This window comes from Ruegeria sp. AF5, assembly GCF_056541905.1.
This window is the reverse complement of record NZ_JBQFYZ010000011.1, coordinates 16000-27144: the sequence shown is the minus strand read 5'-3', so window position 1 is coordinate 27144 and position 11145 is coordinate 16000. Positions and strand designations below refer to the sequence as shown.

Sequence of the window (11145 nt, the reverse complement as noted above, 5' to 3'; positions counted from 1 at the left end):
TCCACACTCGAGTCGCCAGCCATGAGCCAGTTGACCAGCAGACGCGCTTTTCTGAGCGCACGTATCCTACGGGAAGATCCTGATGCGATCCGACCGCCGGGCGCGGGCGTGACAGGCTTTGCCGATCTGTGCACAGGCTGTGAAGACTGCGCCGGGGCCTGCCCGGAAGACATCATCACATTCGACGACAGCGGCTTTCCGGTTCTGGATCTTTCCGCAGGCGGCTGCACCTTATGCGGTGCATGTGCCGAGGTTTGCCCGACCCCGGCGCTGTTGCCCGAGCGTGTGGCCGAGTGGCCGTGGCGCGCACGGATCGAGGCCGCAAGCTGTCTGTCGATGAACGGGGTGAGCTGCCGCCTGTGCCAGGACACTTGCGAACAGGAAGCCATCCGCTTTCGCCTGCAACTGGGCGGGCGGGCTGAACCGGCGCTTGAAACCGAAACCTGTATCGGATGCGGCACATGTTCTGCCGCGTGCCCTGCCGGGGCCATCACGATGCACCGCCCCGCCCCTTTGCACCCGGAGGTGACCCAATGAATATCTGTGGCTGTCTTGTCCACATCGCCCCCGATCACACCGACGCCGCGCGCGCGGCGATAACCGGCACCGATGGCGTCGAGCTTCATGCCGAGGCCGAGGATGGCCGGTTCGTCGTGGTTGTCGAGGATACAGCCGACCGGCTGGCCTCGGAAACCATCATGGATCTGCACCAGATCCCCGGCGTGATCTCGCTATCGCTGACCTATCACCATTTCGAAGATCCCGCGGAGGCTGCTCCGCGTCCTGATGCTCCAAGCCAACCGTCCAGCAGGAGGCCCATGCAATGACCATCTCTGAATCCCGTCGTACATTTCTGAAAGCGTCCGCAGCGGCTGCCACGGCCTCGGCTGCCGGCATTCCAATGGCCGCTGGTTCGGCCAGCGCCCAGGCCGCCGCGCCCGATATCCGCTGGGACAAGGCCGCCTGCCGGTTCTGCGGCACGGGCTGTTCGGTTCTGGTGGGCACCAAGGATGGCCGCGTAGTCGCCACGCAGGGCGACCCGGATGCGCCGGTCAACCGGGGTCTGAACTGTATCAAGGGCTATTTCCTGTCCAAGATCATGTATGGCAAGGACCGCCTGACCACGCCGCTTTTGCGCAAAACCAACGGCGAATATGACAAGAATGGCGAGTTTGAGCCGGTCAGCTGGGACGAAGCCTTTGACGTCATGGCTGCCAAGTGGAAAGAGGCGCTGACCAAGAAAGGCCCGACCAGCGTGGGTATGTTCGGTTCCGGTCAGTGGACCGTCTGGGAAGGTTATGCGGCGGCCAAGATGATGAAGGCCGGGTTCCGGTCGAACAACATCGACCCCAACGCGCGTCACTGCATGGCGTCGGCCGTGGTCGGCTTTATCCGTACCTTCGGCATCGACGAGCCGATGGGCTGCTATGACGACCTTGAGCACGCAGATACGTTTGTTCTGTGGGGGTCGAACATGGCCGAGATGCACCCGATCCTGTGGTCGCGTCTGACCGATACGCGCCTGACCAAGCCGGGATGCGAAGTGCATGTTCTGTCGACCTTCGAGCACCGTTCGTTCGAGCTGGCCGACAATGGCATGGTGTTCAACCCGCAGACCGATCTGGCGATCCTGAACTACATTGCCAATTACATCATCCAGAATGGCGCGGTGAACGAAGAGTTCGTCAAGAACCACGTCAACATCACCAAGACCGCCACCGATATCGGTTATGGCCTGCGCGACAATCATCCGCTGCAACAAGAGGCCGCGAACCCCAATGTCGGCAAGATGGAGCCGATCAGCTTTGAGGAATATGCCGAGGCGGTATCGGCATACACGCTGGAATACACCTCGGAGCTGTCCGGCGTTCCGGCGGACAAGCTGGAGCGTCTGGCCCAGCAATATGCCGACCCGAACCGCAAGGTCATGAGCCTGTGGACCATGGGGTTCAACCAGCATACCCGCGGGTCGTGGGTGAATTCGCTGATGTATAACGTGCACTTGCTGGTGGGCAAGATTTCCGAGCCCGGAAACTCGCCCTTCTCGCTGACCGGTCAGCCGTCGGCCTGCGGAACCGCGCGTGAGGTCGGCACTTTTGCCCACCGTCTGCCTGCCGACATGGTTGTCATGAATGACGAGCACCGCAAGATTTGCGAAACCGCCTGGAATGTGCCTGCGGGTACCATTCCGGCCAAGCCCGGCTTTCACGCCGTGCTGCAACACCGCAAGCTGAAGGATGGTGATCTGAACGCCTATTGGGTGCAGTGCAACAACAACATGCAGGCCGCACCGAATATCAACGAAGAAGGCTATCCCGGGTATCGCAACCCCGAGAACTTCATCACCGTATCAGACCCCTACCCGACCGTCACGGCCGTATCCGCCGACCTGATCCTGCCCACCGCCATGTGGGTCGAGAAGGAAGGCGCCTATGGCAACGCCGAGCGCCGCACCCAGTTCTGGCGGCAGCAGGTCAAGGCTCCGGGCGAGGCCAAGTCGGACGTGTGGCAGGTGATGGAATTCTCGAAACGCTTCACCGTTGAGGAGGTCTGGGGCGAAGAGTTGCTGGCCACCATGCCGGAACATCGCGGCAAGACCATGTACGAGGTTCTGTTTGCCAATGGCAGCGTCGACAAGTTCCCGCTGTCGGAAACCGCCGAGGGCTTTGACAACGACGAATCCGAGCATTTCGGGTTCTACGTTCAGAAGGGTCTGTTCGAGGAATATGCCAATTTCGGACGCGGCCACGCGCACGATCTGGCACCGTTTGAAACCTATCACCAAGCCCGTGGCCTGCGCTGGCCGGTCGTGGATGGCAAGGAAACGCTGTATCGTTTCCGCGAAGGCTATGACCCTTATGTGCCCGAAGGCGCGGGCGTGAAGTTCTATGGCAAGAAGGATGGCAAGGCGAGCATCATCTTTGCGCCTTACGAGCCTGCGGCCGAGGAACCGGATGCGGAATATGATCTGTGGCTGTGCACCGGTCGTGTGCTGGAACACTGGCATTCGGGGTCGATGACGCGCCGTGTCCCAGAGCTGCACCGCGCCTACCCAGCGGCTGTGGTTTACATGCATCCGCAGGACGCCAAGGATCGGGACCTGCGCCGGGGTCAGGAGATTGTTCTGTCTACCCGTCGGGGCGAGGTCACCAGCCGGGTCGAGACCCGTGGGCGCAACAAGGTGCCGCGCGGTCTGGTGTTCATGCCGTGGTTCGACGAAGGCCAGTTGACCAACAAGCTGACGCTGGACGCGACCTGCCCGCTGTCGAAAGAGACCGACTTCAAGAAATGCGCCTGCAAGGTCGAGCGCGCATAGGCAACAAGGATCGTACGGGTATATCCTCATGTCTTTTGCCGACAAACCCCTTTCGCCGCAGCGGCGCCGGTTCCTGCAGGATTCGGCGCGGGCGGCGGGCGGCTGCGTGGTCGCCGGGACGGTGCTGGCCTATCTGGCCCGCGACGCCCGCGCCCTGCCGGCCGAGGCTTTGCGCCCGCCCGGCGCGCTGCCGGAAAAGGAGTTTCTGTCGGCCTGTATCCGCTGCGGATTATGCGTGCGGGATTGCCCATACGATACGTTGAAACTGGCCGAGTTGGGCTCGGACGCGGTGGCGACGGGAACCCCATATTTCACCGCCCGGGATATTCCCTGTGAGATGTGCGACGACATCCCTTGCGTCGCTGCATGTCCGACCGGGGCACTGGACCCCGCGCTGGACAATATCGATGATGCGAAGATGGGGGTCGCGGTTCTGGTCGATCAGGAGAACTGCCTGAACTTCCTCGGGTTGCGCTGCGACGTCTGTTACCGCGTCTGCCCCGTCATTGACGAGGCGATCACGCTGGACACCACGCACAACACGCGGTCGGGCCATCACGCGATGTTCATCCCGACCGTCCACGCCGACCGCTGTACCGGCTGCGGCATGTGCGAGAAAAGCTGTGTTCTGCCTGAGGCCGCTATCAAAGTGCTGCCTGCCCGGCTGGCGCGGGGCAGTTCGGCAGAGCATTACCGCAAGGGTTGGGAAGAAAAGGCCGCGAAAGGCGCGCCGGTGGTCGAGGGGATCATCGATCTGCCGGACCGTTTGCCCGGACCGGGCACAGACAATCTGGCCACGCCCGGCGGCTTTGCACCGGGATATGATCTGCCGGGGGTGGGACAATGAGCGCCCGCACAGATATGCCCACAGGTCACGAGGCCATCGCCAGCAAGGGCTGGATCGGCGCGCATCGCTATCTGCTGCTGCGCCGGGCAAGCCAGCTGTTCTTTCTGGTTCTGTTTCTGCTGGGCCCATGGTTCGGCATCTGGGTCGTTCAGGGCACGCTGGCCGGGTCGCTGACGCTGGGCGTGTTGCCTTTGACCGATCCGTTCATCCTGTTGCAGAGCATGGTTGCGGGCCACTGGCCCGAGGTGACGGCACTGATCGGTGGGCTGATCGTTCTGGTGGTCTATGCCCTGATTGGTGGCCGTGTCTATTGTTCCTGGGTCTGCCCGATCAATCCGGTGACGGATGCGGCCAACTGGTTGCACCGCAAGCTGGACCTGCCGAAAGGTTGGCAACCCAAGCGCGGGACGCGCCTGTGGATTCTGGCAACCGTTCTGCTTGTTTCGGGTCTGAGCGGCATGATCGCGTGGGAGTTGATCAACCCGATCACCATGCTGCATCGCGGGCTGGTCTTTGGAATGGGCTTTGTCTGGGCCCTGATCACAGCCATCTTTGTCTTTGACGTTTTTGTCTCGCGCCACGGATGGTGCGGACACCTGTGCCCGGTGGGCGCGTTCTATGGCCTGATCGGAGCAAAAAGCCTGCTGCGGATCAGCGCCACAAACCGCGCCGCCTGCGATGACTGCATGGATTGTTACGCGGTCTGCCCGGAAAATCAGGTGATCTCGCCCGCGCTGAAGGGTAAGCCGGGAAGTACCCCGCTGATCCTGTCACCCGACTGCACGAATTGTGGCCGCTGCATCGATGTCTGCGCGGTCGACGTCTTTACCTTTACTCACCGGTTTGACGACCACGTCGTCCAACCTTCCGATCCAGTTGCCGCGCCCGAGCCGCGCGCCGCCAGACCTATCTAGGGGAGTGCCAAGATGAAAAAATCAATCGTTACAGGCGGAATTGCCCTTCTACCCGTATTATTGCTGAGCGGATGGGCCCTCGCGCAATCTGCTCAGGTTGAATCCCTGCGCGGTGCGGATGTGGACGAGCCGGTGCCGCTGGACCAGATCCACCGCAATGTCGAAGGGCGCCAGCAGCGCAATTACCGGCAGCAGCCGCCGGTGATCCCGCATTCGGTCGAACAGTACCAGATCGACATCCGTACCAACCAGTGCCTGTCCTGCCATGACTGGACCAAAGCCGGTGACCGCAACGCGCCGACGCTGTCGATGACCCATTATCTGGACCGCGAAGGCCGCGAACTGGATCGGATCGCCGGAACCCGGTATTTCTGCAACCAGTGCCACGTACCGCAGGCCGACGCCCCGCCGCTGGTCGACAACGTGTTCCAGCCCTCCGCCGGCAATTGATCCAACGCAAGACTGAAAGGAGCACCGATATGGCCGACTCCCCTGAAAACCGCGGCTTGCTTGGTCGCCTCTGGAACGCGATCTGGACGCCGACGGTGCTGTTCAGTTCAGGCTTTCTGGTCCTGGCCGGATTTCTGGCCGGTATCCTGTTCTGGGGTGGATTTCACTGGACCCTTGAGCTGACGAATACCGAAGAATTCTGTACTTCGTGCCACACGATGGAAACGAACCTGGGCGAATATCGCGAAACGGTCCATTACAACAACCATTCCGGCGTTCGTGCGATCTGTTCCGACTGCCACGTGCCGGATGAATGGAGCCACAAGATCAAAGCCAAGATCATGGCCGTCAAAGACGTCTATCATGAGCTGGCCGGAACCATCAGCACACCCGAGCAATACGAGGCGCATCGCCTGAGCATGGCTTCGGCCGTGTGGAAGAAGATGAAGGAATCGGACAGCCGCGAATGCCGCAACTGTCATAACTTCGACTACATGGACTTTACCATTCAGGAAACACGGGCCGCGTCGGAACACCAGCGCGCCATTGACACCGGCATGACATGTATCGACTGCCATCAGGGCATCGCGCATAATCTGCCCGCAAACTATCTGGAACAGTACCAGAAAATAAGCGAGGCCGTGGAGGGCGAGGTTCTGCAGGAACATGCATCCGCCTCTGGCGACGACATTCGCGCGTTTCTGAACAACAGCTCGAATTGATGTGGGGACGGACATGCTAGACTTACTTGGAACAATCGGCGCCAATGTCCTGGGCCTGCCCGGCATACTGGGACTGGCGCTTGGAATGATGACCCGCAAGCTGTGGTTGGGCGCGGCACTGGGGGCCGTTGTCGGCATGCTGGAAACGCTGGTTTTTGCGGGCTTTCAGTTTGCTCATGTGGAAGCGGTGGAACTGGGCATCTCGATTCTGGTCGGGCTTTGCGCGGGCAGCCTTGGCACTGCCATCCGCCTGAAAGGCGCAACCGTCTGAAGAAGACACCGGTTCTGCCCATTTGGTGGAACCGGTATCCTGCCGGGTCACGTTTCCAGCGCCAAAGCGGGTGCTTGTGTCGCACGCGACGCGACTATTGACGTAGGGGAAGCGCTTAAGGCGCGCGTCAGTGTCGAAAATCGGCAGGGTCTGATTTTCGCATTTCCACAACTTCGATAAAAGCGCACGAGGCCCTAGCGCCTATGGGAAAACACCCTTCCCCATTACGCGCGGCAAGGCAGTATGCCGGGCCCAGTTTTGCGCGTGAAAAATCAATATGAAACTGAAAGCCAATGATTTGACACGAAAAACTCAAAGTGGAGTGGAATTTCAACGCTACATCTGCCACAGCAGATAACAAGTTAACAATGGTGTCCCTGCGTCATGTGGATTGAACGTAAATTCCTCTCTATTTTTGCTTATACAAATACAATATGTTTTGAGGGGAATAAGGGGGGAAGGAAAATGGGCGGGGGCGCAGAACGATGACGGGGGTCCTTGAGGCATCGCCGCGTATCTCAAAAGTTCTTCAACTGGCTGATCTGGAAAACCATGCCACGCTGTTTCGGCAGGAAGGCGTGGATGATGATATTCTGGACGAGCTGACAGATCCCGAACTGCGCGATCTGGGGCTGACGGTTGGTGAAAGAAAGCGGTTTCGCAAGGCGCAGGCCCGTCTGAAATCTGAGGAAGCATCGACCCGGCAGGAGCTTAGGTCCGAAGCCGAACGGCGGCAGCTTACGCTGGTTTTCTGCGATCTCGTGGGGTCGACGCAGCTGGCCCAGCGGTATGACCCGGAAGACCTGATGCAGATCATGAACCTGTATCTGGATACGGCGATCGGCACCCTGAAACAGCATGGCTGTCATCTGGCCTACAGGCAGGGCGACGGGATCATGGTCTATTTCGGATATCCCAAAGCCATGGAGGACGATGCCGAACGCGCGGTTCGCGCTGTGCTGGAAACCATCGAAGCCGTACAAAACCTTGAAAACAGGTTTGGCGAAAAACTGGATCTGCGCGCGGGAATTGCCACCGGTATGGTTGTTGTGGGAGTGGTCTCGTCAACAAGTCTTGGTTCGCAGGACTTTCTGGTCGGTGAAACCGCGAACCTTGCATCCCGCCTGCAAGGTCTGGCCGAGCCGGGCGAGGTGATCGTTTCCGCAGAGACGTGGCGATTGACACAGGGCGCATTCGAGTTCGAGCCCCGTGGCAGCCAGAACCTGAAAGGGTTTGACAATCAGCGCACCGTCTATCGCGCAATTTCCGAAAGCGTCGCGACCAGCCGGTTCGATGCGCGTGTCGGACAGTCAGCCGTTGATCTTGTCGCCCGTGGCGACGATCTTTCGGTCCTGACCCAGCTTTGGAAAGACGCACAGGCGGGGTCCGGCAAGTTTGCGTTTGTCGGTGGCGCCGCAGGCATTGGCAAATCGCGGCTGATCAAGTCCCTGTCTGAAACAATTGGCGTCAAACCCTTTACCTTGCAGTGCATTCCGCATCTGGCCAGCCTTCCGCTTCACCCGATCGTGGGTGAGTTGAGGCGGGTTTCAGGCGACAAATCCGATGACAGCATCAGGGCCGCGATTTCCGATTTTGTTCAGGCCGCCTCTCGTCTGAGCGACGCGGATTTGCCTGTTCTTCTCGATATGGCCGGGGTCGAAACGGGCGCAGCGCCGGATCCCGACCCCCTGAAGAAGGCCCGCAAGTCGCTGGACGTGTTGTTGCGCAGCCTTGGCAGCCTGTGTGACAGGCGCGGCACCTTGTTGCTGGTGGTGGAAGACGTGCACTGGGCTGACGCAACCACGCTGGACGTGCTGGAGGCGCTGGCATCAGGACTGGACGGGTTCCCGATACTGGTGGTCCTGTCGCATCGCCCTGAATATGAACCGCCTGAGCATTACGAGGGCCGCGCGGCGCGCATCGATCTGACGCCTTTGGCCAGCAGTGAAGCCTCGGAACTGGTCCGGCGCGTGGCCGAGCCATACAGTTTGCCGGTCATCCTGATCAGGCAGATTGTCGAAAAAGCCGATGGCGTGCCGCTTTACATCGAAGAGATGACAAAGGCGGTTCTGGACCAGCTGCCGCAAGATGCGCCGATCAACGCCGAGGTTCTGGATGCCCTAAGTATCCCCGCGACCCTTCAGGATTCGTTGATGTCGCGTCTTGACCGGATGGAAAACGCAAAGCCCATCGCGCAGCTTGGGTCTGTTATCGGGCGCAGTTTCACCTCGGCGATGATCCAGGCGGTGGCGCAGGAAGACATGGATGTGGAAAGCGCGCTGATGCAGCTGATGGCGGCTGGGGTTGTGCTGATCACGGGCGAAGCCGGAACGGCCACCTATACGTTCAACCACGCGCTGGTTCAGGATACGGCCTATAACTCGCTGCTGCGCGAAGACCGGCAGAAGGTTCATCTGAAAATCGCCCGGGCCTTGCTGGCCGGACATAACGCATTCGGGAACCCCGCCCCCGATACCGTGGCGCATCACTGCGACCATGGCGGGTTGAAGGATGAGGCGGTGTCCAACTGGTTTACGGCAGGCGAACAAGCCCTGACGCGGTTGGCGAACCTGCCTGCGATCTCGGCGTTTCGCGCGGCACTGCGTAATATCGGAACGATGCCCGCCAATGCCGAGCGTGACGGATTCGAGCTTCGGGTGCAGATGAATATCCTTCCGGCTTACATGGCGATCTATGGATGGTCCTCCGACCAGGTCGGAGAGACAGCCGCCCGCGCGATGGAGCTTGCCCATGCATTGGGCGATGGCGAAACCCTTTTCGCGGCCACCTTCTGCCGCTGGACCAATTTCTTTGTCGCGGGCCAGATGAACCGCGCAATGGAGATGGGACAGGCCCTGGACGCGATGGCCGGTATGAGTGGCGATCCTGTCGCCAACGTGCTGGCGGCCCGCGCGCTGAGCTTTACGCATTACTTCCGCGGGGAATTCGCGGATTGCGAGCAGCAGCTTGACCGTGCCTTTGCGCTGATCACGCCTGAGCTGGACATGGCCATGATGCCGATGACCCAGTCCTCGACCACGGCGTCGTTGCTGGCCATTCAGGGGTGCCTTCTGTGGCAGCAGGGCAAGTTTGATGAGGCGGAGGCCGCACGTCTGAAAGCCATCGACGTCAGCCGGGCACTGAACCACGCACCCAATCTTGTCTATGTCATGGGCGCGTGCAGCATGTTCCTGCCCTACGCGGGCGAATGGGACCGGCTGGACGTCACTATGAAAGAAGCGCGCAAGATCGCCGATGAGGAAGGGTTCCTGTATCTTCACGCCATGCAGGATATCTACATGGGTCTTGCGCAGGCGGGAAAAGGTGACATCGAGGGCGTCCCGGCCCATATCGAGGCCTGCATGAACCTGATCTCAAAGTCTGGTGGAAACTTTACTTTTTCGCAGAATCAGATTGTTCTGTCTGAGTTGATGATCGATCACGGGGATATTGATCAGGCCCTGGACCGGCTTGAAACCGTGTGTACCCCCGGTTGGGAACGAGGAGAAACGCTGAACAAACCGGAATATCACCGCGTGCGGGCCAAAGCCTTTGCTGCCAAGGGTGATCGGGATAGCGCGATTGCCGAGGGTGAACTGGCATTGGCGCTTGCCCGCGAATGTGGTGCCGTTGTTCAGGAACAACGCGCCGAGGCACTTCTGGACAGTTTGACGAAAGCCGAATGAACGAGACGGACTGCCCGGCCAAACAGGGCAGCATCACCAAGAGGGATTTACAATGACCGACGCATTGGATTGGAACACCGAACAGTGGAATGCCGTTAACAAGGCCGTCCATGATGAAGCGCTGCGTGCGCGGGTGGCTGCGAGTTTTCTGCCGCTTTATGGGCCGCTGCCGGCGGACACGCAATCTGTTCCCCTGAACAAGCTGGGTCTGGTCGACAACGCATCAGGCGCGGCCAAGCGTCTGGAAGTGAATGATTATGACACCCTGCGGCTGACGACGGTTTCCGTCAACGTCTACCTGAAAGGCGCGCAGGTGGCTGATCCGGAACTGGCCGCGGCCATGATCATGTTCCGCCGGGCCGCCGCCGTCGTGGCCAAGGTCGAGGATGACATCGTTTTCAACGGCCAGCCAGGCAGCAGCGAAGCGCCCAAACATGCCGGTGGCGCACCTGCCGATCTGCCGCCGATCTATACCGTCAGCGGTGGCGGCAAATACCCGGGGCTGCTGGAGGCTGGCGAAGGTCAGTCCATATCGATCAACGGGAAGAAAAAACCCTGTTCCGGCCCCGAGGTTTTCGAGGCCGTGGTCGCGGGCATCAACAAGCTGGAAGCGCATGGATACCTTGGGCCTTTTGCCTGCGTGATGGGCAATGGGCTGTTTCAGGCCGTGACCACGCCGATCGAAAACTCGATGGTGCTGCCGCGTGACAGTATTCTTCCGTTCCTTGACGGCCCGCTGCTGCGATCGGGCACCCTGCCCGCAAACAAGGCAGCACTTGTATCGCTGCAAGGTGCGCCGGTCGAGATTGTCGTGCCTTCGGATATCGCGGTGAAGTATCTGCAAACCTCGTCTGACGGTGAGCACATCTTCCGCGTGCAGCAGAAGTTCCACCTGAGGATCAAGGAAGCACAGGCGATCTGCACCATCACGTGCTGACC

At 60.2% G+C, this 11145-nt stretch carries 10 protein-coding genes; all 10 read left to right on the top strand.

Annotated elements, in window-relative coordinates:
• The first annotated feature begins 21 nt into the window (after positions 1-21).
• Positions 22-537, top strand: a complete 516-nt coding sequence (gene napF, locus ACR0DS_RS14900) for a ferredoxin-type protein NapF (RefSeq protein WP_480494067.1) — start codon at positions 22-24, stop codon at positions 535-537.
• Entirely contained in the window at positions 534-827 is a 294-nt protein-coding gene (locus tag ACR0DS_RS14895) for a chaperone NapD (RefSeq protein ID WP_480477405.1), read from the top strand. Before napF ends, ACR0DS_RS14895 begins: the two co-directional genes overlap by 4 nt.
• Entirely contained in the window at positions 824-3316 is a 2493-nt protein-coding gene (napA, locus tag ACR0DS_RS14890; RefSeq protein ID WP_480559920.1) for a nitrate reductase catalytic subunit NapA, read from the top strand. The genes ACR0DS_RS14895 and napA overlap by 4 nt, the downstream gene beginning before the upstream one ends.
• Before the next feature lie 28 nt (positions 3317-3344).
• Complete coding sequence (gene napG / locus ACR0DS_RS14885; RefSeq protein WP_480484295.1) at positions 3345-4163, top strand: ferredoxin-type protein NapG; 819 nt, start codon at positions 3345-3347, stop codon at positions 4161-4163.
• A complete protein-coding gene (napH, locus tag ACR0DS_RS14880; protein WP_480488749.1) occupies positions 4160-5077 on the top strand; it encodes a quinol dehydrogenase ferredoxin subunit NapH in 918 nt (305 codons plus the stop codon). Before napG ends, napH begins: the two co-directional genes overlap by 4 nt.
• A 12-nt stretch (positions 5078-5089) precedes the next feature.
• Positions 5090-5527, top strand: a complete 438-nt coding sequence (locus tag ACR0DS_RS14875) for a nitrate reductase cytochrome c-type subunit (RefSeq protein ID WP_209507029.1) — start codon at positions 5090-5092, stop codon at positions 5525-5527.
• A 29-nt stretch (positions 5528-5556) separates the two neighbouring features.
• Entirely contained in the window at positions 5557-6249 is a 693-nt protein-coding gene (locus tag ACR0DS_RS14870) for a NapC/NirT family cytochrome c (RefSeq protein WP_480477415.1), read from the top strand.
• Between the two features lie 13 nt (positions 6250-6262).
• Positions 6263-6520: a hypothetical protein gene (locus tag ACR0DS_RS14865; protein ID WP_480477417.1), complete on the top strand. Its 258-nt coding sequence runs from the start codon at positions 6263-6265 to the stop codon at positions 6518-6520.
• A 485-nt stretch (positions 6521-7005) separates the two neighbouring features.
• Complete coding sequence (locus ACR0DS_RS14860; protein WP_480559922.1) at positions 7006-10206, top strand: adenylate/guanylate cyclase domain-containing protein; 3201 nt, start codon at positions 7006-7008, stop codon at positions 10204-10206.
• A 52-nt stretch (positions 10207-10258) separates the two neighbouring features.
• Positions 10259-11143: an encapsulin gene (locus tag ACR0DS_RS14855; protein ID WP_209507025.1), complete on the top strand. Its 885-nt coding sequence runs from the start codon at positions 10259-10261 to the stop codon at positions 11141-11143.
• The last annotated feature ends 2 nt before the right edge of the window (positions 11144-11145 follow it).

Coding starts and splice junctions, on each gene's coding strand:
- napF (WP_480494067.1), top strand. CDS start 22: ATGAGCCAGTTGACCAGCAGACGCGCTTTTCTGAGCGCACGTATCCTA.
- ACR0DS_RS14895 (WP_480477405.1), top strand. CDS start 534: ATGAATATCTGTGGCTGTCTTGTCCACATCGCCCCCGATCACACCGAC.
- napA (WP_480559920.1), top strand. CDS start 824: ATGACCATCTCTGAATCCCGTCGTACATTTCTGAAAGCGTCCGCAGCG.
- napG (WP_480484295.1), top strand. CDS start 3,345: ATGTCTTTTGCCGACAAACCCCTTTCGCCGCAGCGGCGCCGGTTCCTG.
- napH (WP_480488749.1), top strand. CDS start 4,160: ATGAGCGCCCGCACAGATATGCCCACAGGTCACGAGGCCATCGCCAGC.
- ACR0DS_RS14875 (WP_209507029.1), top strand. CDS start 5,090: ATGAAAAAATCAATCGTTACAGGCGGAATTGCCCTTCTACCCGTATTA.
- ACR0DS_RS14870 (WP_480477415.1), top strand. CDS start 5,557: ATGGCCGACTCCCCTGAAAACCGCGGCTTGCTTGGTCGCCTCTGGAAC.
- ACR0DS_RS14865 (WP_480477417.1), top strand. CDS start 6,263: ATGCTAGACTTACTTGGAACAATCGGCGCCAATGTCCTGGGCCTGCCC.
- ACR0DS_RS14860 (WP_480559922.1), top strand. CDS start 7,006: ATGACGGGGGTCCTTGAGGCATCGCCGCGTATCTCAAAAGTTCTTCAA.
- ACR0DS_RS14855 (WP_209507025.1), top strand. CDS start 10,259: ATGACCGACGCATTGGATTGGAACACCGAACAGTGGAATGCCGTTAAC.